Consider the following 22,308-nt stretch of genomic DNA (forward strand, 5'->3'; position numbering starts at 1 on the left):
GCCCGGTTCGTGGCTCCGTGACGGCAGGACGCGGCCCGAGAGACCGGTGAGATGCCGGACGAATGTCGGTGGTGTTCGGCATGATCCTCGCGTGATGGACGTGGGTGAACTGCTCGCCGGGGTCGACGAGGTCCGCTGGAGCCGGATGCGGCACGCGTACGGTCCGGCGGTGGAGGTGCCCGAGCTGCTGCGCGGCCTGGCCGACGCCGACCCTGCGGTGCGGGAGACCGCACTCGACGCGATGTACGGCGGCATCCACCACCAGGGCGACGTGTACGCCTGCACCATCGAGGTGATCCCGTTCCTGCTGCGCATCGCCGCGGACGTCGGCAGGCCGGGCCGGGCCGAGGTGGTCGGACTGCTGGCGAGCATCGGTGGCGCGGACGATCCCGAACCGCGGACCGGCCTGTACCGGCGGGCCAGGCAAGCCGTCGCGGCCGGCTATCCACTGTGGTCGGCGCTGGCCCACGACCCGGATCCGCAGGTCCGCGCCGCCGTGCCCGCGGTGCTGCCGGTCTGCGCCGAGCAGGCGACGGACTGCGTCGATCTGTTGCGGGACCGGTTCGCGACGGAAGAAGACCAGCGGGTACGGGTGGCGATCGTCGAAGCCGCGGCCGAACTCGCGAAACGGGGCACCGCCACGCAGGCGACCGGCGTGTGGATCGCCGACCTGCTCGCCCGCGACGAGGACGTGCAGGTGCGGATCACCGCGCTTGCCGCATCGGCGCGGCTTCCCGCGCAGCCCGGTGTGCCGCCGGTGCGGGTGCGGACGGCGCTGGAACTGCTCGACGCCGCGTACACGCAGGAAACGCCGGTCGCCGATCCGGCCGGATTCACGACCGGCACCCTCATCGGATCGGTACGGCGCCTGCGCGAGGCCTCGGCTGCCGGACGCCGCGCACCACAGGCAGACCAGCTGGTGCGCGCGATCAGCAACAGTCTGGCCGACCGGGTGGATGACCGCATCGCCCTGCTGTCGACGCTGCTGGCCTCGTCGGACTGGGAGCGCCGCATCGACGCCGTGTTCCCGGCGGGCAACCTCATCGACGGATGGCGTGGGCCGTACGAGCAGCTCGTCGCCCTGATCGGTGACCTTCTGTACGGCGACCACGCTGGCTTGCGGCCCCGCGCCACGCAGGTTCTGGAGAATCTGGGCGAGCTGGCGCGCCCCGCCGCGGACCCGCTGTTCGCGGGCCTGTCCCAGTCGCAACGCGTGGCCCGCCATTCGCGCAGGACCGACCAGCTGCCGTGGCTCGTGGAATGGGCGCAGGGTCCGCCGACCGTGGGACCGGCGCTGAAGGCGCTGGCCGGCACCGGTGACCTGCGGGCCTTGCCGATGCTGCAGTGGGTGCTCGAACACGGTCAGCTGCCACGCGAGGTCGGGCAGCTCATCGCCGGATACGGCGATCAGGCCGCCCTTCTCGTGCCGGTCGTCCGGCGGCGGCTTCGCAAGCTGCGCGACGACGAGCGGCGTGACGACCTCGTGTACGCGCTCGCCGCTGTGGGCCCGGCTGCCGGTGACGCGGTCCCTGACCTGATGAAGTTGCCCGCGAGCTTGGCAGTGGTCAGGGCCTTCACCGCCATCGGTCCGGCCGCGGCTGCGGCCATGCCCTGCCTGCGCGAGCAGGTCGTCGCCTCCGACAGGCTGGTGGCCGCCGCGGCTGCCGAAGCGCTGTACGCCGTCGGTGGTGATACCGCAGGGGCGTTGGCCGTCTACGACCGGTTCCTCACGGGGGACGTGTACGAGCAGCGCGCCGCCGTGGACGGTCTCGGCCGGTTGGGGCCTCAGGCAGCCTCGTATGCCGGGCAGCTCCGCAAGCTCCTGCGTCGCAAGGACCCTCACGGCTGGCTCCGGCTGGGTGCGGCACGGGCTCTGTGGCAGGTCGCGGGCGAGACCTCGACCGTCACGCCGGTGCTCGAAGGTGTCTGGGACGCCAACCCGCACACCCGTACCGCGATCGCGCAGGTGTGGTGGGACATGGGCCTGGCCGCCGCCTCGGCCAGGCCGCTGATTGAAGCCGAACTGAGCCGAGTGCGCAGGCACAACGCCGTCGACGGCGGCTACAGCTCGGCCCAGGTCGTCGACGACGAACGCCTCCTCCGTGCCTGCCGGGCAGCGCTGACGGCGGTGGCCGGTTGACATCGACCCGCAAGGGATCGGGCACGCGCGACCGTTGTCGAACTCATTTTCCATGCCATGTGGACGGTCGTCGCCGGACGAGTGGAGGCTGCCGCCGGCCGAAGAGTGGCACGTCGTCCGACGATCGCATCTGCGCCGCGGCATGCGATCGACACCCTTGGCGACCTTCTGTACGCTCACGGTCGTCCATGCCTGGGGGAGGCCGTCGTGACGTTCGCTGTCGACATGAAGGCGCTGTACGAGGTGCCCGAGATGCTGGACCGGCTCGCCGAGGACGCCCGCCGGTGCTGCGACTACGCCAAGCAGGCCTTCGACTTCGTCTGGGGCCCGGGTGTCCTCAACCGCGTACGCGGTGATCACGCACAGGCACGGGAGGACGTGGCGTCCTTCTATGAGGCCGTCTCCGGGCGAGCGGGCCGTCTGGCGCGCTCGGTGCGCGAGTCGCTGGTGATGTACCACGAGACGGATCTGGCGACCGCGGCTGGGCTGGACGCGCAACTGCCCGCGATGACCTACGACCACACCGCCGGCCGGTACCCGGCGCTGCGGCTCGAGGTAGTGCAGGCGTCCCAGCCGGAGCTGCTGGAACCGGCCGATCGCCTCGCGCCGGTGCCCGACTACCTGCCGCAGTGGCCGCACGAACCCGAGTGGAGCGACCTCGTCAGCCCCGCCGGCATCTGCCGGGACGTGGTCATGGGCGCGAACTGGATCGCCGTCCAGCTCGGCGTGGCCGACCGGGTCTACGATCCGCTCGACATGATCTCGAATTATCTGGTCGGCAACTGGTCGGGTATGCGGGCGTGCAGCGACGCGCTGGAGAACCTGCGCAGGGCGACGGCCGATCTGGCGGCCAACACGCAGTGGGCCGAGATCCGCGTCAACGCGTGCTGGCAGGGCAATGCCGCCGACGCGGCCTGGCTGCAGCTGCGCGACCTCGGCAGGGCGCTGGAGCTCGCCGACCAGCCGCTGGGCGTGTGCCGCGACGCTTACCGCGACGTCTGCGAAGAGGTCAAGGAACTCGAAGAGATCTGCGAGCTGCTGCTGCTGGACGTCATCGACGCCGCCACCTTCGCCGTGCTGGGCGTCGCGACCGCGGAGACCGGTGTCGGCCCGGTGGTGTTCGGCGCGCTGGCGATCGCTGACGTCATCCAGGCGATAAAACGCATGAACGACCTGATCAGCACGATGCAGAAGGTCGAGGTCATCGTCGACAGGTACGGCTCGAACGTCAAGATCGCAGGCGTGCTGCCGGAGCGGATTACCGAACGGATACCCGCCGTGCCGGCAGCAGTTCAAGGAGCGCAGCGATGACCGCCGACGACCGCCCGCACGACGTCGAAGCCCGCCGGGAGATCGTCGCCCGCTACCTGGCAACCCGGGTCGCCGAGCAGGTGAGCGACCCGCGGCACCGCAGGCGGTTCACGGCCGAGGCGCTGGCCCGCAGCACGGATCCGACGGCCCGCGAGATCGGTCGGCAGCTCCAAGACGGCACGGTGACCGCACGGGAGCTGGCCGCCTCGTCGGCGTACGCTCCGTTCCTGCTGGCGAACCTGGAGAGGGCGAAGAGGTTCGACTACGGCAGGGCCGTCCGCGCGGCCATCGAACAGGACGGCTCGCGATGACCGACGGTGCCGGTGGTCTGCTGCCTGACCGGCTCATCGCCGACAGGCTGAGCAGGCGGGCGACCCGTCTGTTCGTCATGTTCGTGGTCGTGTTCATCGCCTCGTGCGCGCTGACGGCCCTCGCCCGGCGGGCGGGCACCGACCTGGCCGCGGGCACGCCGTACGCGTGGAGCGAGGGAACGGTCTTCCTGCACAGCGAGGCGTCCGGCACGACCTGTGAGCTGACCGACGGTGCGACGACGACGTCCGTCGACATGTCCCGCGACACGGGGGCGTGGGCGGGTGTCTCCGGGCTCGACCTGACGACAGCGGCGGATGCGAGCATCGTGTGCGAACAGCCGGTCGTCGTGACCGACGGCGCGGCGAGGATCATCACCTACCCGGCCCGGTTCGCTTGGGTGCTGGTGGTGGTCGGCTGCCTGCTGTTCCTTGCCTTCCTCGGGACACTCGGACGCCTGCTGTTCGAACGCCTGCGTGGCGGGTGGCAGCGGACGGGCAGGTGACGACCATGGCGAGGCCCGCCGCCTCCAGGACCTCGTACACCCCGGTGAGCATGGACAGGCTCCCGACGGAGTCGACTTTGTTGATGACGAGTCGATGGGCGGGCCCGGTGGTAGCTGGTGCGAAGTGCTCGTGGCCGCTGGTATCCGTAGGAGGTGAGCCGGTCCTCGATGTGGCGTCGGGTTACGTCGGAGATGTCGCTGTGCCCGTTGAGGGCCTTGGACGCGGTGGGCACCGAGATAAACGCGGCTGCTGCCGGAAGGGGTGTGGACCCCCTCCGGCAGCAGCCGGTCAGCGTCCGCTCGCGGCGGGATCGCGCTTCCACTGGAGATCGGCATCGTGCGCCGGACGCGGCGTGTTGATCTCCGCTGGGCGCGGCGCGGGGCGCGACGGCCACCAGAACCGCTCGCCGAGCAGCAGCGCCAAAGCCGGCACGACCAGGGTGCGCACCAGCAGCGTGTCGAGCAGTACGCCGATGCCGACGATGATGCCCAGCTGCGTCAGCACGATGACCGGCAGCACGCCCAGCACCGTGAAGACCGCCGCCAGCAGCACTCCGGCGGAGGTGATGACGCCGCCGGTGGCCGACAGGGCCCGCAGCGTGCCCGCCCGGGTGTCCCCGCGGGCGGCGGTCTCCTCCCGGGCTCGGCTGACCAGGAAGATGTTGTAGTCGACGCCGAGGGCGACCAGGAACAGGAACGCCAGCAGCGGCACGCTGGCGGCGAGCGCGGGGATGTCCAGGGCGGCGAAGACCAGGCTGGCCGCGCCGAGGCTGGCGGCGTAGCTGAGCACGACCGTGGCCAGCAGCACCAGCGGCCCCACGATCGAGCGCAGCAGTGCGATCAGGACGATCAGAACCACGGCCAGGACCAGCGGGGCGACCACGGCGTTGTCACGGGCGTTGGCGTCACGCTGGTCCAGGTCGGCGGCCGGCTGCCCGCCCACCAGGGCGTCGGTTCCGGCTCCTGCCGACAGGCCCTGCCGTAGTGCGGTGACGGCGCGGTCGGCGCCGGCGGTGCCGGATTCGTCGGCCAGCTGCACCGGCAGCAGTGTCAGCGTGCCGTCGGTGGATGCTTCCGGGCGGCCGACGGCGGCGACCCCGGCCGTGCGGGCGGCGATGTCGGCGGCCTGCTGTGCGTTCGTAGTGGAGACGATGACCTGCAGCGGCTGCGACGAACCGGCGGCGAAGTGGGCTGCCAGGGTCTGCTGGGCCTGGACCGATTCCACCTCGGTGCGGAACTGCTCGGTCTGCGACAGCCCGATCGTGGTCGTGAGCAGTCCGGCGGCGAGCGCGGCGAGAACGACGGCGGCGGCGGCCAGGACGCCGACGGGTCGACGGCCGACGAGCCTTGCCACGCGGGCCCAGATTCCGGTCTCGCTGGTCTCGGCGCTGCCGGCGACGGGCACCAGTGGCCAGAACGCGCCGCGGGGCAGCAGTGCCAGGGCGGCGGGCAGCACCACGAGGCCGAACACCAGGGCCACGGCCACGCCCGCGGCGGCGGCGATGCCGAGCGTCCGGTTGCTGGTCAGCACGGCGGTGACCAGGGTCAGCAGGGCCAGGATGACCGTTGCGGCGCTGCCGACGATCGCCGGGCCTGCTGCCCGCACCGCGGCTGCCAGCGCGGCGCGCCGGTCGGTGGTGCGGCGCAGTTCCTCGCGGTAGCGGGAGATGAGCAGCAGGGCGTAGTCGGTGCCGGCGCCGAAGACCAGCACCGAGACGATGCCGGCGACGGAGGCGTCGGTGGGTTCGCCGATCAGGTGCCCGATCCACGGCAGCAGCTTGGCGACCAGCTGGTCGCCGAGGCCGATCACGGTCAGTGGGACGATCCAGAGGATCGGGCTGCGGTAGGTGATCAGCAGCAGCAGCGCCACCACGATCGCCGTGGCGACCAGCAGGGTGACGTCGGCGCCGGCGAACGCGGCGGAGATGTCACGGCCGAAGGCCGCACCGCCGGTGACCTGTGCGCTGATCCCGTCGGGCAGGCCGGTGCCGTCGCGTAGCAGGGCGCGCAGGCCGTCGACGGTGCTGTCACGCGCCTCGTCGGAAAGGTCGGCCCGCAGCGGTACGACCTGGAGCGCGGCCTGGCCGTCGTCGGCGTACGCGATGGGCGGCAGCGTGCCGACGTGCTCGCGATCGGCCACGGCCGTCCGCAGGGTTGCCAGGGCCTGGCGGTCGGGCTCGGTGAGCGCCGCGCCGGGGCGTTCGAACACGATGATGGCGGATTCGGCGCGGCCGCTGGCGAAGCGGTCCATCAGCTCGGTGACCCGGGTCGACTGCTTGCCCTCGGGCAGGCCGTCGGTGGGCCCGGCGGTGGGCTGGGCGGGGCTGGTGAGGAACACCAGCGTGGCGACTGCCGCGGTGGCGAGCAGGATGACGGCTGCGCCGACCCGGCCGGCGATCCACGTGGCGATACGCGCACCCATGATCTGGGCTCCTGTTCGGGAGATCCTCGTTGAGGATGCAAAGGTTCGATAGTCGAATGGTTCGACGATCGAAATGCTATAGTGCTCGCCATGCGAGAGCAAACGGGGCCCCCCGATCGGGCCGCCGCGCTCGACGAGGTCGCCAGGGCCCTACAGGTCAGCGCCGTGGAGAGCGACGTGTTCGTCGACGTGTTCGCCCGAGCCCACCACCTGGGCCGCAGCGACCTCAACGCGATCATGTGGATCGCCGCGAGCGCCGAGCAGGGCCGGCCGCTCACCGCCGGCGAACTCGCCGCACGTCTCGGCCTGGGCGCCTCGGCGACCACCTCGCTGATCGACCGGCTGGAAGGCGCCGGGCACGTCGAGCGCATCCGCGACCCGCGCGACCGCCGCCGGCTCACCCTGTCGATGAACGACACCGCGCTCGCGATGGCACGGGAGTTCTTCCAACCCCTCGGCTGGCGTATGGCCGAAGCCCTCGCGGACCTGCCGACCGAGGACTTGCTGGTGGCCGCCGAGGTGATTCGCCGGATGACCGGCGCGATCGTCGCCTCGCGGGAGGCCGCCCGCGCCGATCGCCCCGAGCCGCGCTGAGCCCGGCCGCCGCCGGGCCAATATTCGACGCGCAAATCGACGCAATCGTGGGCCAGGGGTCGCGCTGCCCACCGGCGGCAGTGACGATGAAGACATGGCCGGCGATCACGGCCGCAGGCACTCGCAGCCGGAGGAAGTCATGGGCATCGACGAGAAGATCAGCAACCTGTCCCGCCGGTGCGCCGGACGCTCGATGGAACTGGTCGGCAAGATCACGCACAATTCGCGCTGGCAGCTCACGGGCTACACCACCTGGCTGTCGGCCTGCGACGACGCCATCCGCGAGAAGGCCAAGGACGAGGCCAAGGCGATGGCAGCGGTGTCCTCGTACTGGTCGGCATACCCGACGTCGCCGGAGACCAGCCCGGCGGCGGCCGTGCTCGAACGCGTCGTCCCCGCCGATTCGCCTGCCACCGCGCAGCTCGGCACCCGACCTGACGACCTGCGGATACCTGGCGGACCGGTGCTGCGATGACGACCGCACCCGCTGGGCGCGGCGTCGGCGGACCCCGCCCGGCAGCCGAGAACGTGTGGGACTACCCGCGGCCACCGCGCTGGGAGCGCAGCGCCCGCCGGATCACCGCCACGCACCGAGGGCGGGTCGTCTTCGACACCCGGCAGGCTGTCAGAGTGCTGGAGACCTCGCACCCGCCGGTCTACTACGTCCCGCGCGACGCGGTGCTGCTCCCACTGCGGCCGTCCGGACGCAGCACCCACTGCGAGTTCAAAGGCGCCGCAAACTACTGGGACCTGGTCGTCGGCGACGTCGTCGTGCCGCAGGCAGCCTGGTCGTACGAGGCACCGACGGCCGGCTACCGGGAACTCGCCGGCCTGCTCGCGTTCTACCCGTCGAAACTCGACACGTGCCTCGTCGACGGCGAACCTGTCATGCCGCAGGCCGGTGACTTCTACGGCGGCTGGATCACCCGAGACGTCGCGGGCCCGTTCAAAGGCGGGCCCGGCACCGCCGGTTGGTGACTCCCGAGTGAGGGGTTCACCCGTTCAGCGCGCCACCCTGGCCAGGACAACGTGACCATTGCGGACTTCTCGAACCATGGCGAACGCCGAACGGTCGACATCGCAGCAGAAGGTCAGATCCTTGGGTCTGCGGTGCGGCGCGCCTGCCGTTCCTGACGAAGGTGCTCGCCGCCCACCGGCCACTGTCCATCCAGGCCCATCCCGACCTCACCCAGGCCGCAGCGGGCCACGCCCGGTCGGCGGTTCTATAGGACGCCACGGCATGAGCTGGTTGTGCAGCTCCCACGCGAGCTTGCCGCGTGGGCTCAGGTGAGCAATCCGCGCAGCAGGCTGTCACCGGAGTGGGCGGTGTTGTTGTCGAAGTGCTCGGCGGACACGTCGACCAGCCGGTACGCCGCCAGGTCGGCGTTGGCCGGCAGGCTGAACTCGCCGTCGGCGCCGGGGCCGAGGGTGCCCACGGAGAACATCCTCATCGTGTCCGGGTCGATCAGCCATACCTCGTAGTAGCCGTCAACCGCGGGCAGCCCGGCCACGTGCAGGCGCAGGCGGTGCCCGGCGACGACGTCGGCGCGCCCGGTCGCCGAGGCGGGTGTGTCGCCGTAGGCAGTCAGCGCCGCCGCTGCGAGCACTGCGGGCGCGGGCACCTGCGGCGGCCTGCCCCACCAGACGCCCGCGACAGCGCCGGCGGCTACGGCGGCGATGACGCCGGCAGCGACGGCGAGCCTGGCCAGACCGCGCCGCTGCCGGGCTGGACCCGCGGCGGTGGGAGGACGGTTGTCGGTGGGGCGGACCGTGCCGCGCGGCGCGGCGCCGGCGTCAGGTGATGCGGTCGCGTCAGACGATCGACCTGACGGGGCGGCAGCGGTGCCGATCGCGGCCTCGGCCAGGCCGGCCTGCGCGGCTATGGCACTCCACAAGCGAGGCGGCGGTGGCGGCAGGTCGCGCAGTCGTGGTGTGTGGGCTACCACGCCGGCCAGGCGCCGCAGTTCGGCCACCTCGTCGCGGCACGTGTCGCAGGAGGTCAGGTGTGCGGCTGCGGCCGTCTGCTCCGACGGGTCGTCAAAGGCGAGCAGAGCCAGCTGCTCGGTGTCCAGATGGCGCACCGTCCACCTCCCATCGCCGTTTGATCGCCGCCATGCCGCGGCGAATGTGGCTTTTCACCGTGCCGAGGGCGAGCCCGGTCGTCTCGGATATCTGCTGGTGGGTGAGGTCGTCGTAAAAAGCCAGTTCGAGCACCCTGCGCTGGTCGTCGGGCAGTCTCGCCAGCTCGTCGGCCACCACCAGTTGCTCGACGACCTCCTCGGCGGAGGCGGCCGGCGGCGGCTCGGGCTGCCGGCGGATCGCGTCCTCGACCCGTTCGGCCCGCTGCTGCACCCGCACCAGGTCGATGACCTTCCGGCGGGTGATGGCCAGCAGCCAGCCCAGCAGGCTGCCGCGGGCCGGGTCGAACGTGTCGCGTGCCAGCCATGCCGACACGAACACCGCCTGGGTGATGTCCTCGGCGTCGGCGCGGCTGCGCAGCAGCCGCGTGGCCAGGTGCAGCACCGCGGACCCGTACTGGTCGTAGGCCTCCCGCAGCGCGGACTCGTCCCCGGCGGCGAACCGGACCGCCACGTCGTCAGCGACGACGGCGGCAGCCTGTTCGCGCTGCGCAGTCACTGGACAGGCCGCCTTCCATCGGGTCGCCAAGACTGTACCCGCCACGGCCACCACGCCTTTCCCGGCCTGTCGTGCACACCCCTACAACGCCTGATACGACCGGTGGCACCCCGCTGGATGCATCCGGTCGTGAATGTCACTGGCCGCATCCACCGTCGGCGCGGGCGTCGTAGCCCCCGATGACGGCGAGTTCAGCCGTCCGAAGCAGACGACGATCCAAGGAGAAGCGATGCGCAGCCTGAACATCCGCCGTACCCTGGCGCTGGGCGCGGTGGCCGCCGCAGTGACCGCGACCGCCGGCCTGGCCACCGCGACACCGGCGTATGCGGCCACGTCGAAGGTGTCGGTCGTGCACGGCATCCCCGCAACACCGGTCGACGTGTGGGTCAACGGCAAGGTGACCCTGAAGGATTTCAAGCCCGGTGACGTCGCGGGCCCGCTGGACCTGCCCGAAGGCAGCTACGATCTCGACCTGACCAAGCCCGGGGAGCCGATCGACAAGGCGATCCTGTCCGTCGACGGCGCGAAGGTCCCCGGCGGGGCGAACATCAGCATCGTCGCGCATCTCGACGCCGCCGGCACCCCGAAGATCACGCCGTTCGTCAACGACGTCAGCAAGGTCGGCGCGGGCAAGGCGCGCCTGATCGTGCGGCACACCGCCGCCGCTCCGGCCGTCGACGTGCGCGCCGGCGGCACGCCGGTGTTCAAGGGCCTCACCAACCCCGAAGAGGCCAAGGCCGACCTGCCCGCCGGCACGGTCAGCGCCGACGTGGTGCTCGCCGGCACCACCACCGTGGCGATCCCGGCCACCGACGTCACGCTCAAGGAGGGAACGGCGACGATCGTGTACGCCACCGGCTCGGCCGAGGGCAAGAACCTGGGCGTCGTCGCCCAGGTGATCACCGGTCTGCACTCGGCTCCCGGTGGCGTTCCCAGCGGCGACGGCGGCCTGGCCGACGAGTCCGGCATGAGCATGTGGTGGCTGGCGGCGGCGGCTGCGGCGTTGCTGCTGGCCGTCGGCGGCGGCGTCCGGATCGCGACCCGGCGTACCACGCGATGACCGTGCACCGTCCCTACGGCGCGCCCCGCGACATCCGCGGGGCGCGCCGCCCCGGCATCACCCGCCGCCACGCCTTGCACCTGTTCGGCGGCATGTCGCTGCTGGCTGCCGCGGGCTGCCGCGCCGACGCCGACGACCCCGCTCCGGCAGTCGACGACCTGCTCGGCGACTCATCGTCACCGACCGCGCTGACACCGGACGTCGCGGTCCCCGTGCAACCGGGAGTGCTGCCCACGGGCGGGCCGACGATCGCACCGGCCAGGCTGGCCATCCCCGCCATGTCGCTGAGCGCCCGGGTCGAGGCGGTCGGCATCGACGCCCGGACCGGTGACTTCGCGGTCCCGCCCAGCGTCGACCGGGTCGGCTGGTACCGGTATGGACCAGGGCTGGAGGCGACAGCCGGGTCGATCGTGATCGCCGGACACGTCGACAGCGCGACTCAGGGCAAGGGAGCCTTCTTCGGGTTGCGGGATCTCGACGAGGCTGACCCGATGACAGTCTGGGACGCCCGTGGCGGCTCCGCGGCCTTCCGGGTCGTGGCGGTGGAGCAGTACCGCAAGACCAGGATCCCGCTGGACAGATACTTCGCCCGCGACGGCACGCCGCGCCTGACCCTGATCACCTGCGGTGGCCCGTTCGACAGGGCTGCCCGCCACTACCGGGACAACATCGTCGTCACTGCGCGAAAGGTCTGAGGACCGACCAACGCGCCGTGTTCAGGCCGGCTCGCGTACGCGTCCCGGGTCTCCGCCGGGGTCCTCGTCTCCCGGCATCGGCTCGACCGGTGCCGCGGGCAGCACCTCCTGCGTGTCCGGCAGCAGCACGCCGGGATCGTCGGGCACGGGTTCGGACGGATCGATCGGCGGATACTGCGTGGGATCGAGATTCGGCTGGCTCATGCACCGGGTATTACCGGATCGCGGAGCTGATAATCGGCCGGGTCACCGACGGGACGTGCGGCGGGCGAGCACGCGCAGGGCGGCGGCGCGCGGCAGCAGGCGCAGCCCGGCCGTGCTCCACCAGCGGTGCACCCGACCGTCGTGCCAGTAGATCCGCAGCAGCCAGGTGCCGTCGGCACGGCGGACCTCGACGCGTCCGATCGCGCTGAGAAGCGGTGCTGCCGCGGCGCGCACCATCGCGAGCTGCGGCAGCTGTGCCAGGGCGAGCGCCGGATCGGCGAAACTCACGATGAGCGGCTTCCCCGGCGCCGCGTCGAGGCGACCGGTGGTCTGCCGGTCTCCGGCGTGGATCGTGAGGTCGACCCCGCCGGAGATCCGGATCGGGCTACCCGGCCGGCGACCGCTAGCGGCGTGCCGCGTCGTCGTGGTCACTGGTGCTGATTTCGAGTGTGCCGTTGAGGACCCAGGTGGCTCGGGGCGAGTCGGGTCCGGTCCGGCGAGGGACGTGCACCTCCATGCTGCGGAAGTTGTAGGAGATGGCCGCGTGCCTCCTGGTGAGGAAGTCCCACATCTCCTTGCCGAAGTCGGCGATCTGCACGTCGTCATGCACTGTCGCGGTCATGGCCGCCGTCCTTTCCTGGCGAGCGCACTGCTCGGATGGTCGTCTCCGTTCGAGCATCGCCGGTGGGCGGAGAGCAGGGGCGCAGGTCCTGGATTCTGCGTCGATTCATGCGGCGATTCGTCAGCCTGCGGTGGAGCCGGGCAGCCGCACCGAGGGCTGTGGGCGCGGCCGGCCGAAGACATCGCGTAGCCACCTGAGCTGTTTGTGCTCGTGTGCACGGTGCCCGCCCTCGTGGCCGCTGTAGCGGTACACCTCTATCGTCTTGGCCCCGCGGTAGGCCAGGAAGGCGGCGTCGACACCGGCCGGTGGGCAGACCGGATCCATCAGCCCGACGGAGAACAGTGCGGGCGCGTCGGCCCGCGCTGCGAAGCCGGAACCATCCATGTACGACAGCGTCCGTAGGGCGGCGTGCTCATTACCGGGATGCATGGCGAGGTAGCGGATGATCTCAAGGTAGGGACCCTCGGTGGCGGACCGCAGCGCGTGGCCGATCCCGGCGAGGAACGGCACGTCGACCAGCGCGGCGGCCAGACCCGGTAGCAGCCCGGCGGCGGCCAGTGCCAGCGCGCCGCCCTGACTGGACCCGGCGACGGCGACGCGCCCGGCGTCGACGCGCGGGTGCGCGGCAGCGGCCTGCACGGCCCGCACCGCGTCGGTGAACAGGCGGCGGTAGTAGTACCCGTGCGGGTCGGTGATGCCGCGCGTGGCGAAGCCGGGGTGCGCCGGGCCGCCCGCCGGGGCCGGGTCGGGCGTGTGCCCGGCCGCCCACACCGCGCCCTGCCCTCGGCTGTCCATGACCAGGTGCGCGTAGCCGGCGGCGGCCCACATGACACGTTCGTGGGGCATGCCCCGGCCGCCGCCGTAGCCGATGTACTCGACGACGCACGGCAGCGGGTCGGCGGGTTCGCACGCGGGCAGGTGCAGCCAGGCCCGGATCGGCGCGCCGCCGAACCCGGCGAACACCGTGTCGTACGTCTCGATCAGGCGCAGGCCGCTGTCGACGCGTTCGTGCACCGGCGCGAGCGGATGCTGCGCGGTCTCGGCGAGCGTGTCCTGCCAGAACCTCTCCCAGTCGGCGGGCGGCCGCACGTCAGGCCGGTGGTCGAGTTGCGGGTCGGTGTGGTGCATGGTGACTCCGGTCGGTGCGACGGAGCCGCCGGGCCTGGCGCGGCCACGGCGGCTCCTGTGTTCAGGACGGCTGCTCAGACTGTCTGGAGCAGCAGTTGCTGGCCTGCGGTGATGAGTCCGGGCACGTAGAAGGTCAGGGTCAGGGTGCGGCTGGTGTTCGCGCCGACGGTGTAGGTGCCGATCTGGTCGAGCGGCACTGTCGGTCGTGTGTAGAGGGTCTGCACGGCGCCGGACCCGTCGACGGTCACCGTGGCCGGGCCGTTCCAGGTGTTGCCGGGCACGTCGGTGGCGGCGACCAGGTTGGACGCGAACGTGACCTTCACAGTGCGAGCGGACGTGCTCGGGTTCTGGAGCACGAGCCGGATGGTGTACCGGTGGCCGTAGTTTCCCCAGCTGCGGGTGGACGAGTCGCCCATGGTGGCGGTGCCCGCGGTGGTCTGGTCGAGGGCCGGCTCCTGCTTGGCCGTGGTGTTGACGGCCAGCCCGAGGTGGCGTCCGGCGGCGGGCAGCGGCAGGGTGACCTGCCCGGTGTCCCAGGCCGATGTCGAGTACACGCCCGCTTCGCGGCCGTAGGTGGTCGGGGACTCGGAGGCGATGTTGCCGGGGGCGTAGGAGGCGTTCTGCTGGGACAGGTTCGTCGCGGTGGTGGTGCTGCCGTCGCTGGTGACGACGGTGTACACGTACACCCCGGCGCTGGCGGTGATCTCGAAGCGGCCGTCGGCGATGTTGGAGGCGGCCATGGTGATCCGGGTGGGCTGCACGGCCTTGCCGGAGGCGATCGACGTGCCGCTGAGGTAGGTCGTGGTGGTGCCGCGGGTCCACGCGTCGGCGACGGCGTAGCAGGGCCCGGTCCCCGCGCGCTGGGCCGGGTCGGCGGTCAGCGGCTTCTGCGCGTTGGTGTACGCCGCGCCGCGCATGGTGACGGTGACCGGCTCGGCGTTCGGGTTGGAGATGAGCACGTGCAGGTAGCGCGTGGTCGAGGTGCCGTTCTGGTGGTACAGGTACAGCGGGAACGTGCCCGACAGCGGGGTGGCGGCGCCGCCGCGGGCGGGGGTGGTGCGCGAGTGCAGCATCAGCCAGCCGTTGCCGGTGAATGTCTCGGGGTTGTTGCTGACGACGATCGGGCTGCCGGTGACGGCTCCGGGCAGCTGGCGCAGGTTCGCCAGGGCGACGGTGCCGCCGGGTCCGGCGGGGGAGCCGGCGGCCCAGCCGGTGTCGGGCACGGTGGTGTCGGCGGCGGCCGGGGCGGCCGCGGCCAGCAGGATCGCCACGGTGGCGAGCAGGGTTCCGGTGGTTCGGTGGCGCATCGTCGAGCCTCTCTGGTGAACCGGGGAAGGGGGTGGGGCGCGGCGCGCCGTTGCGCCGCGCCCCGGTGGGTCAGCGGGCGGACAGGGTCAGCCAGCGCTGGTACATGGCCAGATCGCGGCGGATCCGGGCGGCGTAGGCGGGTTGGACGCCGGTGGCCGCCAGGTCAGCGCGGGCCTGGGTGAGCAGCCGCTCGGCGGCGTCGCGGCCCGCGCCCAGGGGTGCGCCGGCCAGGAGTTGGGCGGCCAGCAGCCGGGCCGAGACGCGGGCGTTGACGGCGACCGGCGCGCACGCCCCGGCCGCGGTGACTTCGGCGCGGGCCGCGCCGATGCCGGTGGCGGCCGCGTGGGCGTAGTCGGCGTGGGGGACCGGGACGCGGTTGCGCTGGGGTCCTTCGCGCAGCGCCTCCTGCTGCAGCGCGGACAGCTGGTTGTAGGCGAACAGGGCGACGCCGTCGGAGTCTGCGTCGACGACGGCCTGCATCTGGTCGAGGACCAGGTCGGGGGCGGAGCCGCGCAGCGGGCCGTAGGTGGCGGTGTACAGCGGCAGGTCGCCGACGCGGGTGCGCATGACGGCGGTGTCGGCGCCGACGGAGGTGGCGGAGGTGCCGAACGACATGCCGGTGAGGAAGTCCAGCCAGCCGTTGTCGGCCCAGGCGCCCCAGTTCTGGAACTTCTTGTTGAGCCCGTCGGTGGGGTCGGCGAACACCGCTGCCGACAGCTTGGCCTGCGGGGCGACCTCGTCGGTCATGGCGCGCACGCCTTCGACGAAGGTGGTGATGACGTTCTCACGCCAGCGGTTCCAGGTCGGCCACAGCGCCGAGTTCGGGTCGAGGGCGTATGGGTCGACGCCGTGCTCGGCGGCGAAGCGCTGGCGGGTGTGGTCGCTGTAGGAGAAGTCCGCGCCGTAGGGCAGCGAGACCGGGTAGCGGATGTAGTCCAGGTGCAGCCCGTCGACGTCGTAGCCGGTGAGGATCTCCCGGAAGACGCCGGTGGTGTACTCGCGTACGGCCGGGATGGCCGGGTCCATCCAGTAGTAGCCGGGTTCCATCCGGGAGGGCTGCGGGCCGGTCTTGCCGACGTCCTCGCGCTCGACGGCGGCCCACTCGGGGTGGGCGGCCAGCACGGGTGCGCCGCCGGCGGCGACGCCGACGTAGAAGGTGTGCACCCAGGCGTGCAGCTCGATGCCGCGCTGGTGGGCCTGCTCGGTCCAGATCCGCAGCGGGTCGATGCCGGCGAACTCGGGCTTCTGCGCGGGGATGCCGTGGGCGGTGGCCACGGTGCTGGGGTAGATCGTGTAGCCGTTCCAGACCGTCTCCAGGAACACGATGTTGGTCCCGGCCGCGGCGAGGCGGTCGAGGGTGGCGGTGATCTGGGCTTCGGTGGTCTCGATCGGGCGCACCCAGATGCCGCGGCCTTCGGCGGCGCGGGCCGGGCGGGTGCGGTAGCCGGCGATCTGCGCCTGGTGGCGGGCCTGGCGGGCGAGCGCGGCGGCGTCCTCGCCGGTGGCGGCGGCGGCCTGCCCGCGCAGCGTGCGGGCCTGGTCGAGGGCGGTGCGCACGCTGTCCGCGTCGATGCGGGCGCAGGCTGCCTGGGCGTCGGTGAGGGCGGCCTCGGCCGAGCCGATCTGGTTGTCGGCGTCGGTGAGGTAGGCGTCGGCGTCGATGGTGATTTCGAGGTTCAGCCCGTCGACGCGTACGGCCGCGCCGATGACGGCGTTGGTCTCCAGCCACGAGCCGCGGCTGCCGTGGCCGGACAGGACGGTGGCCCCGGCGGGAATGGTGCTGTTGTTGCCGCCGCGGGCGGTCACCCGGCCGCCGGAAACGACGACCTCGTAGCCGTAGTCGTTGGTGCCGGTGGTGGCCCGGCCGCTCGCGTCGGTGTAGGCGACGAGCTGCTCGGATCCGCGGCAGCCCGGGTAGCACCGCCCAGTGGTCTGGTCCACTCCGCCGGGGTTGTTCTGGGCGGTGGGGTCGACGGCGGTCAGCGTGGTGACCGCGGTGCGCAGGTACAGGTTGTCGATGCGGACCTGGTCGCCGGGGCGCAGGTGGTCGCGCAGCCAGCGGCGGTCGTCGGTCCCGCCGGCGGCGGACGGCGACGCCGACAGCACGGCCCCGTCGGCGGGGATGGTGCTGTTGCCCGGGGCCGGGCACTTGTCGAACACGGTGCAGACGGAGACGACCTCGTAGACGGCCCGGTCGGCGGTGGCGCGCAGAACGGCTTCGCCGCCGAAGGTGTTGGTGCGGGTCTCGGCCCCGAATTCGGGGGTGTAGAGGGCCAGCACGCCGGCGGCGCGGCTGGACGGGTTGATCGCGTCGAGTTCGGCGGTGGCGCCGTCGGCGGCGGTGACCTGCGGGGTGCCGGGTGCGGCTGCGGACGCGGACTGCCCGGTGGTCAGGGCCACCGCGGCGGCCAGCGTGGCGGCCGCGGTGAGGGCGGCGATGTGCGGTAAGCGGAACACTGGTCCATACCTCCCATGAGTTGCGCCACATCATTGGGAAGTGGTCCGGATAAGTCAACGCGGCATGGGACGGCACGACGGGCCGTCGAGTAGCCCCATCCACCGCCTGAGCTGAGCATAAGAGCAGATAAAAGCCGCCTGTTTAGGGCCCTGTGACCGTCGTCACCCTTGACGCCCCTGGTCCGCGATGACATAGGTTCACGGCAGAAATGGAACGTACCACTTGTGTTCTTGGAGATGAGGAGACGCGATGATGCGAACCCGTCGCTGGTTCGTGACCGCGGCAGTCACGGCGAGCTTCGCGCTGGCGACCGCCGGTTGTGGCCTGGGCTCCGACGAGACGGCCACCCCGGACGGGAAGATCCCGGCCGGCGAGCTCAAGGGCGAGATCTCGTTCGCCACGCTGGCGCTCAAGCCCACGTTCGACGAGTACATCAACGGCCTGATCAAGAAGTTCGAGGCCGACCACCCCGGCACGAAGATCAACTGGATCGACCTGCCGTTCCAGGGCGCGCAGGAGAAGATCACCACCGACGCGCAGGCCGGAACCCTGCCCGACGTGGTCAACCTGAACCCCAACTTCGCCCAGAAGCTGGAGAAGCAGGGCGTCTTCTTCGACCTGGAGGCCAACGCCGGCGACGTGAAGTCCACGTTCGTGCCCGGCGCCTGGGACACCTTCAAGGTCCCCGGTCAGGCCGGTGCGTTCGCGCTGCCGTGGTACCTCACCAGCGAGGTCACCATGGTCAACAAGGACCTGTACGCCAAGGCGGGCTTCGACCCGGCCAAGCCGCCGGCGACCATCGACGAGGCCCTGGAGCAGGCCAAGAAGATCGCCGAGGTGAGCAAGGGCGCCTACTACGGCGTGCACCCGGCGCTGGAGAACCGGTTCATGACCGACCTGGCCAAGCTCGGCGTGCCGCTGCTCAACGCCGACCAGAGCTCCTGGACCTTCAACACCGACGCGGCCGTGCAGTACGTGACCAAGTTGCGCGACCTCTACCAGAGCAAGGCCATCGCCGCGGACTGGCTGACCCAGAACCACTCCAAGGCCACCGAGGCCTACTCGGCCGGGCAGACCGCCCTGTTCCCGTCCGGCCCGAACTTCCTCAAGGTAGTCAAGCAGAACGCGCCCGCCGTCGCCGCCAACACGGTCGTCGGCCCGCAGCTGTCCGGCCCCACCGGTGTCACCAACATGTCCGTCATGGGCCTGCTGATCCCCAAGGCCAGCAAGAACCCGCGGCTGGCCCTGGAGTTCGCCAAGTTCGTCGCCAACGCCGAGAACCAGCTCGCCTTCGCCAAGATCGTGACGATCCTGCCGTCGACGACCGCGTCGCTGGCCGACCCCTACTTCACCGACACCAGCGACGGCACCCCCGAGTCGCTGGCCCGCAAGCTGTCCGCCGCGCAGCTGGCCAAGGCGCAGAACCTCACCCCGGTGCAGTTCGACGACCGCACCAAGGCCGCCGTCATCGGCAAGATCCAGCTCGCGGTCAAGGGCGACCTCGACCCGAAGGCCGCCCTCGACGAGGCCGTGACCGAGGCCAACAAGCTGCTGGCCAAGTAGGACCGCACCACCCCGCCGCGCCCCTACGCGGTGAACACCCCGAGGCCGGCCGGAGCGCCCTGACTCCGGCCGGCCCCACCCCCAGGAAGGAAACACCGATGACCGGCCGACGCTGGTACGTCCCCTGGCTGTTCCTCGCCCCGGCGCTGGCCCTGGCCGCGCTGGTGATGTGGGGCCCGCTGGCCAACACCGCGGTGCTCGCCTTCACCGATGCCCGAGCGCTCGGCGGCGGGCAGTTCAACGGCCTGGACAACTTCGCCCGCATCGGCTCCGACGCCGACTTCTGGCAGGCGCTGGGCAACACGGTCACCTACATGCTGGTCGTCGTACCCGGCCTGGTGCTGCTGCCGCTGCTACTGGCGATGCTCGTCTACGGCAAGCTGCCCGGCATCGGGGTGTTCCGGGCCCTGTTCTACACCCCGGTCGTCGCCTCGATGGTCGTCGTCGGCCTCATCTTCACCTGGGTGCTGCGCAGCGACGGCATCGTCAACGCGGTGCTGCTGAAGCTCCAGGTCGTCACCGAGCCGCTGCCCTTCCTGACCGACAGCACCCTGCTGCTGTTCAGCTGCATGATCGTCACGATCTGGAAGGGCCTGGGCTACTACATGGTGATCTACCTGGCGGCGCTGGCCAACGTGCCCGGCGACGTGCTGGAGGCCGCGACCGTCGACGGCGCGGGTCCGGTACGCCGCTTCTGGTCGGTCACCGTCCCGCTGGTACGCCCCACCATGGTCCTGGTCGGCACCCTGTCGGCGATCTCCGCCGCGAAGATCTTCGCCGAGATCTACATCATGAGCGACGGCAGCGGCGGCCCCGGCGGCGAGGCCAAGTCGATGGTGTTCTACATCCGCGAGGTCGGCCTCGGCGTCGACGGCGAGATCGGCTACGCCTCCGCCCTGAGCCTGGTCCTGCTCGCCGGGACGCTGATCTTCTCCGCGCTGAGCCTCAAGCTGCGCCGCCGCAACGAGGAAGGAGCCCACGCGTGAGCCCCCGCCTGCGCCTGCTCGCCGGAAACGGCGGCCGCTACCTGCTGCTGTGCGCGATGGTCGTGGTCAGCCTCGGCCCGTTCGCCTGGCAGCTGCTGACCTCCCTCAAGGGCGCCCAGGAGCCGATCTACGGCGCCGACGCGACCTGGCTGCCCCAGCACCCGACGCTGGCCAACTACGCCACCGTCGCCGACACCGTGCCGGTCTGGCGCTACGCCGGCAACTCCCTGATCGTTGCGGTCGCCAACGTCGTCACCAACTGCCTGTTCGGCGCGATGGCCGGCTACGCCCTGGCCAGGATGCGCTTCCGCGGCCGCGGCGCGGTGTTCGCCGCCGTGCTCGCCGGCCTGGTCGTGCCCTTCGAGGTGATCATGGTGAGCGTGTTCCTGACCATCAAGGGCATCGGCCTGGTCGACACCCTCGCCGGGGTGCTGCTGCCCGGCGCGATCACCGGACTGTCCATCATGGTGCTGCGCACCGGCTTCCTGGCCCTGCCCCGCGAGATCGAGGAGGCCGCCGTCATCGACGGCGCCGGCGAGTGGTCGCGGTTCTGGCGGGTGGCGCTGCCCAGCGTGCGCGGCTCACTGGCCGTGGTCGCCGTGTTCAGCTTCCTGTTCGCCTGGGACGATTTCCTCTGGCCGCTGATCGTCTTGAAGGATCCCGACAACTACACGCTCACCATCGGGCTGCAGTACCTGTCGGGCACCTTCACCAACGACCAGCGCACCATCGCCGCGGGCACGATGATCGCCGTACTTCCTCTGATCATCGTGTTCCTGGGGCTGCAGCGACTGTTCTTCCGCGGAGTCGGTGAAGGGGGCGTCAAGGGATGACGCAGATGCCAGGCGAGCGCAAGCACGAGGTGGTCTACCAGCGGCTGCTGGGCGAGATCCAGAACGTGCTCCAGCCGCACGACCCGCTGCCCAGCGAGCGGGAGCTGACCAGCCGGTACGAGGTGTCGCGGGCGACGATCCGCGAGGCCATGCGACGGCTGGAGGAGGAGGGCTGGGTCTACCGGCAGCAGGGCTCGGGCACGTACGTCGCCGACCCGGCCACCATCGCCAAGTCGCTGGCGCTGACCTCGTTCACCGAGGACATGCAGGCCCGCCGGCTGACGCCGGGGTCGAAGCTGCTGTCCTGGCAGCGGGTCCCGGCCAGCGCCGAGGTTGCCCGCGACCTGGGCCTGTCGCCGGGCACCCCGGTGGTGCACCTGGAGCGGCTGCGGCTGGCCGACGGCAGTCCGATGTGCGTCGAGCAGGTGTGGATCGTGGCTTCCGTGCTCGACGGGGTCGACGAGGCCCGCTTCGGCGGTTCGCTGTACGAGACCCTCGCTGCCCGGGGCGCGTCGCCGCACCACGCCGACCAGGTCATCGGCGCGACGGTCACCGACCCTGAGCAGTCGGCGCTGCTCGGTGTGCCGCCGTTCTCCCCGGCGCTGCGCGTCACCCGGGTCACCTTCGACGCCTCCGGCCGGGCCGTGGAACGTGGCGAGTCGGTGTACCGCGCCGACCGTTACCACTACCGCATCACCGTCACCCGGCGGACCACGTGAGCCCCGGCCAGGTCGTCGCCGCGATCGACGTCGGTGGCACGAAGACCGCCGTGGCGCTGGTGCGCGACGGGCAGGTGCTGGCCCGCGCGCAGGCCCCCACCCCGGTCGACGCCGACGGCGCGGCGGTGCTGGAGCAGGCCGCAGCGCTGGTCGGCGCGCTGCGCGAGGACAGCGCGCTGCGGCCGGTCGCGTTCGGAGCCGCGGTCGCCGGGGTCGTCGACGGAGCTGGCGTCGTGCACGCCGCCACCGACCACATCGCCGGCTGGGACGGCACCGCGGTCACCGCGACGCTGGCCGCGCTGCTGGGGCTGCCCGGCCGCAGCGTCAACGACGTGCACGCGTTCGTGCTCGGCGAGACCGCGTACGGTGCCACTGCCGGGCTGAGCGATGTCGTCGGGATCGCCGTCGGCACCGGCATCGGCGGCGGAGTCGTCAGCGGCGGCCGCCTGATCACCGGCGCGCGCGGCGCGGCCGGGCACCTGGGCCACATCCCCGTCGCGCAGGCCGCCGGGCTGCCGTGCCCCTGCGGGACGCCGGGCCACCTCGAAGCGGTGGCCAGCGGTCCGGCGATGGCCGCCCGCTACACGGCCCGCCGTGGCGAGCCCGTCACCGCGCAGCCCGATGCCGTCACGCAGCCCGATGTCGCCGCGTTGCCGGAGGTCACCGCGCTGCCCGACGTCGTCGCCGCCGCGCGGCGGGTGGACGAGCTCGCCGCGGCGGTGCTCGCCGACGCGGGCGCGGCGCTGGGCGCTGTCATCGGCGGTCTGATCAACACGTTCGATCCGGCTGCCGTCGTCGTCGGCGGCGGCGCGGC

At 71.8% G+C, this 22,308-nt stretch carries 23 protein-coding genes and 1 pseudogene; 15 read left to right on the forward strand and 9 right to left on the reverse strand.

Annotated features, from left to right (window positions below; genetic code table 11):
- Positions 1 to 94 precede the first annotated feature (94 nt).
- The 4 genes from AB0B66_RS14005 (at position 95) to AB0B66_RS14020 (ending at position 4,265) form a co-directional block, all read left to right on the forward strand.
- Positions 95 to 2,140, forward strand: coding sequence for a hypothetical protein (locus AB0B66_RS14005; protein WP_360528158.1), 2,046 nt, complete (start codon positions 95 to 97; stop codon positions 2,138 to 2,140).
- A 207-nt stretch (positions 2,141 to 2,347) separates the two neighbouring features.
- Positions 2,348 to 3,451: a hypothetical protein gene (locus AB0B66_RS14010; RefSeq protein ID WP_360528161.1), complete on the forward strand. Its 1,104-nt coding sequence runs from the start codon at positions 2,348 to 2,350 to the stop codon at positions 3,449 to 3,451.
- The gene (locus AB0B66_RS14015; protein ID WP_360528163.1) at positions 3,448 to 3,762 is read left to right on the forward strand and encodes a hypothetical protein; all 315 of its coding nucleotides are present in this window, start codon (positions 3,448 to 3,450) and stop codon (positions 3,760 to 3,762) included. The genes AB0B66_RS14010 and AB0B66_RS14015 overlap by 4 nt, the downstream gene beginning before the upstream one ends.
- Entirely contained in the window at positions 3,759 to 4,265 is a 507-nt protein-coding gene (locus AB0B66_RS14020) for a hypothetical protein (RefSeq protein ID WP_360528166.1), read from the forward strand. The genes AB0B66_RS14015 and AB0B66_RS14020 overlap by 4 nt, the downstream gene beginning before the upstream one ends.
- 289 nt (positions 4,266 to 4,554) lie before the next feature.
- Here the strand turns inward: AB0B66_RS14020 and AB0B66_RS14025 are convergent, their stop codons facing one another.
- Positions 4,555 to 6,687, reverse strand: coding sequence for an MMPL family transporter (locus tag AB0B66_RS14025; protein WP_360528169.1), 2,133 nt, complete (start codon positions 6,685 to 6,687; stop codon positions 4,555 to 4,557).
- A gap of 90 nt (positions 6,688 to 6,777) precedes the next feature.
- On the opposite strand from AB0B66_RS14025, the gene AB0B66_RS14030 reads away from it, so the two are divergent.
- The 4 genes and pseudogenes from AB0B66_RS14030 to AB0B66_RS14045 all read left to right on the forward strand — a co-directional run.
- Positions 6,778 to 7,281: a MarR family transcriptional regulator gene (locus AB0B66_RS14030; protein WP_360528172.1), complete on the forward strand. Its 504-nt coding sequence runs from the start codon at positions 6,778 to 6,780 to the stop codon at positions 7,279 to 7,281.
- A 94-nt stretch (positions 7,282 to 7,375) separates the two neighbouring features.
- Positions 7,376 to 7,756: a hypothetical protein gene (locus tag AB0B66_RS14035; protein WP_360528175.1), complete on the forward strand. Its 381-nt coding sequence runs from the start codon at positions 7,376 to 7,378 to the stop codon at positions 7,754 to 7,756.
- Entirely contained in the window at positions 7,753 to 8,259 is a 507-nt protein-coding gene (locus AB0B66_RS14040; RefSeq protein ID WP_360528178.1) for a DUF427 domain-containing protein, read from the forward strand. Before AB0B66_RS14035 ends, AB0B66_RS14040 begins: the two co-directional genes overlap by 4 nt.
- 140 nt (positions 8,260 to 8,399) lie before the next feature.
- Positions 8,400 to 8,492: pseudogene (locus AB0B66_RS14045) on the forward strand (type I phosphomannose isomerase catalytic subunit); the annotation flags it as partial.
- Positions 8,493 to 8,564: 72 nt separating this feature from the next.
- On the opposite strand, the gene AB0B66_RS14050 reads toward AB0B66_RS14045, so the two are convergent.
- On the reverse strand, positions 8,565 to 9,362 hold the full coding sequence (locus AB0B66_RS14050) for an anti-sigma factor (protein WP_360528181.1): 798 nt from the start codon (positions 9,360 to 9,362) through the stop codon (positions 8,565 to 8,567).
- Positions 9,319 to 9,918, reverse strand: a complete 600-nt coding sequence (locus AB0B66_RS14055) for a sigma-70 family RNA polymerase sigma factor (protein WP_360528184.1) — start codon at positions 9,916 to 9,918, stop codon at positions 9,319 to 9,321. The genes AB0B66_RS14050 and AB0B66_RS14055 overlap by 44 nt, the downstream gene beginning before the upstream one ends.
- Positions 9,919 to 10,147: 229 nt before the next feature.
- On the opposite strand from AB0B66_RS14055, the gene AB0B66_RS14060 reads away from it, so the two are divergent.
- Both AB0B66_RS14060 and AB0B66_RS14065 read left to right on the forward strand, forming a co-directional pair.
- On the forward strand, positions 10,148 to 10,978 hold the full coding sequence (locus tag AB0B66_RS14060; RefSeq protein ID WP_360528187.1) for a DUF4397 domain-containing protein: 831 nt from the start codon (positions 10,148 to 10,150) through the stop codon (positions 10,976 to 10,978).
- Positions 10,975 to 11,673, forward strand: a complete 699-nt coding sequence (locus AB0B66_RS14065; RefSeq protein WP_360528190.1) for a class F sortase — start codon at positions 10,975 to 10,977, stop codon at positions 11,671 to 11,673. The genes AB0B66_RS14060 and AB0B66_RS14065 overlap by 4 nt, the downstream gene beginning before the upstream one ends.
- A 21-nt stretch (positions 11,674 to 11,694) precedes the next feature.
- Here the strand turns inward: AB0B66_RS14065 and AB0B66_RS14070 are convergent, their stop codons facing one another.
- The 6 genes from AB0B66_RS14070 to AB0B66_RS14095 form a co-directional block, all read right to left on the reverse strand.
- Positions 11,695 to 11,877, reverse strand: a complete 183-nt coding sequence (locus tag AB0B66_RS14070) for a hypothetical protein (RefSeq protein WP_360528192.1) — start codon at positions 11,875 to 11,877, stop codon at positions 11,695 to 11,697.
- A 42-nt stretch (positions 11,878 to 11,919) separates the two neighbouring features.
- Complete coding sequence (locus AB0B66_RS14075; protein ID WP_360528195.1) at positions 11,920 to 12,165, reverse strand: hypothetical protein; 246 nt, start codon at positions 12,163 to 12,165, stop codon at positions 11,920 to 11,922.
- A gap of 115 nt (positions 12,166 to 12,280) precedes the next feature.
- Positions 12,281 to 12,499 (reverse strand): hypothetical protein, encoded by a 219-nt coding sequence (locus tag AB0B66_RS14080; protein WP_360528198.1) that lies wholly within the window; start codon positions 12,497 to 12,499, stop codon positions 12,281 to 12,283.
- 120 nt (positions 12,500 to 12,619) lie between these two features.
- Entirely contained in the window at positions 12,620 to 13,627 is a 1,008-nt protein-coding gene (locus AB0B66_RS14085) for an acetylxylan esterase (RefSeq protein ID WP_360528201.1), read from the reverse strand.
- A 74-nt stretch (positions 13,628 to 13,701) separates the two neighbouring features.
- Complete coding sequence (locus tag AB0B66_RS14090; protein ID WP_360528204.1) at positions 13,702 to 14,934, reverse strand: DUF3370 family protein; 1,233 nt, start codon at positions 14,932 to 14,934, stop codon at positions 13,702 to 13,704.
- A gap of 70 nt (positions 14,935 to 15,004) precedes the next feature.
- Complete coding sequence (locus AB0B66_RS14095; protein WP_360528207.1) at positions 15,005 to 17,392, reverse strand: family 10 glycosylhydrolase; 2,388 nt, start codon at positions 17,390 to 17,392, stop codon at positions 15,005 to 15,007.
- A 250-nt stretch (positions 17,393 to 17,642) separates the two neighbouring features.
- On the opposite strand from AB0B66_RS14095, the gene AB0B66_RS14100 reads away from it, so the two are divergent.
- The 5 genes from AB0B66_RS14100 to AB0B66_RS14120 form a co-directional block, all read left to right on the forward strand.
- Complete coding sequence (locus tag AB0B66_RS14100) at positions 17,643 to 18,956, forward strand: sugar ABC transporter substrate-binding protein (RefSeq protein WP_360528210.1); 1,314 nt, start codon at positions 17,643 to 17,645, stop codon at positions 18,954 to 18,956.
- 98 nt (positions 18,957 to 19,054) lie between these two features.
- Positions 19,055 to 19,942, forward strand: a complete 888-nt coding sequence (locus tag AB0B66_RS14105) for a sugar ABC transporter permease (RefSeq protein WP_360528213.1) — start codon at positions 19,055 to 19,057, stop codon at positions 19,940 to 19,942.
- Positions 19,939 to 20,775 carry a carbohydrate ABC transporter permease gene (locus AB0B66_RS14110; RefSeq protein WP_360528216.1) on the forward strand — a complete coding sequence of 279 codons (837 nt, stop codon included), beginning with the start codon at positions 19,939 to 19,941 and terminating at the stop codon, positions 20,773 to 20,775. Before AB0B66_RS14105 ends, AB0B66_RS14110 begins: the two co-directional genes overlap by 4 nt.
- Complete coding sequence (locus AB0B66_RS14115; RefSeq protein WP_360528219.1) at positions 20,772 to 21,494, forward strand: GntR family transcriptional regulator; 723 nt, start codon at positions 20,772 to 20,774, stop codon at positions 21,492 to 21,494. The genes AB0B66_RS14110 and AB0B66_RS14115 overlap by 4 nt, the downstream gene beginning before the upstream one ends.
- The coding region (locus AB0B66_RS14120; RefSeq protein WP_360528222.1) for an ROK family protein at positions 21,491 to 22,308 on the forward strand (818 nt) is incomplete at its 3' end. The genes AB0B66_RS14115 and AB0B66_RS14120, both read left to right, overlap by 4 nt.

Origin of the sequence: Catellatospora sp. NPDC049111 (assembly GCF_040648615.1) — a bacterium.
Taxonomy (GTDB): Bacteria; Actinomycetota; Actinomycetes; order Mycobacteriales; family Micromonosporaceae; genus Catellatospora; species Catellatospora aurea.

Coding starts and splice junctions, on each gene's coding strand:
- AB0B66_RS14065 (WP_360528190.1), top strand. CDS start 10,975: ATGACCGTGCACCGTCCCTACGGCGCGCCCCGCGACATCCGCGGGGCG.
- AB0B66_RS14020 (WP_360528166.1), top strand. CDS start 3,759: ATGACCGACGGTGCCGGTGGTCTGCTGCCTGACCGGCTCATCGCCGAC.
- AB0B66_RS14025 (WP_360528169.1), bottom strand. CDS start 6,687: ATGGGTGCGCGTATCGCCACGTGGATCGCCGGCCGGGTCGGCGCAGCC.
- AB0B66_RS14115 (WP_360528219.1), top strand. CDS start 20,772: ATGACGCAGATGCCAGGCGAGCGCAAGCACGAGGTGGTCTACCAGCGG.
- AB0B66_RS14080 (WP_360528198.1), bottom strand. CDS start 12,499: ATGACCGCGACAGTGCATGACGACGTGCAGATCGCCGACTTCGGCAAG.
- AB0B66_RS14035 (WP_360528175.1), top strand. CDS start 7,376: ATGGCCGGCGATCACGGCCGCAGGCACTCGCAGCCGGAGGAAGTCATG.
- AB0B66_RS14070 (WP_360528192.1), bottom strand. CDS start 11,877: ATGAGCCAGCCGAATCTCGATCCCACGCAGTATCCGCCGATCGATCCG.
- AB0B66_RS14085 (WP_360528201.1), bottom strand. CDS start 13,627: ATGCACCACACCGACCCGCAACTCGACCACCGGCCTGACGTGCGGCCG.
- AB0B66_RS14105 (WP_360528213.1), top strand. CDS start 19,055: ATGACCGGCCGACGCTGGTACGTCCCCTGGCTGTTCCTCGCCCCGGCG.
- AB0B66_RS14040 (WP_360528178.1), top strand. CDS start 7,753: ATGACGACCGCACCCGCTGGGCGCGGCGTCGGCGGACCCCGCCCGGCA.
- AB0B66_RS14005 (WP_360528158.1), top strand. CDS start 95: ATGGACGTGGGTGAACTGCTCGCCGGGGTCGACGAGGTCCGCTGGAGC.
- AB0B66_RS14060 (WP_360528187.1), top strand. CDS start 10,148: ATGCGCAGCCTGAACATCCGCCGTACCCTGGCGCTGGGCGCGGTGGCC.
- AB0B66_RS14030 (WP_360528172.1), top strand. CDS start 6,778: ATGCGAGAGCAAACGGGGCCCCCCGATCGGGCCGCCGCGCTCGACGAG.
- AB0B66_RS14015 (WP_360528163.1), top strand. CDS start 3,448: ATGACCGCCGACGACCGCCCGCACGACGTCGAAGCCCGCCGGGAGATC.
- AB0B66_RS14100 (WP_360528210.1), top strand. CDS start 17,643: ATGATGCGAACCCGTCGCTGGTTCGTGACCGCGGCAGTCACGGCGAGC.
- AB0B66_RS14090 (WP_360528204.1), bottom strand. CDS start 14,934: ATGCGCCACCGAACCACCGGAACCCTGCTCGCCACCGTGGCGATCCTG.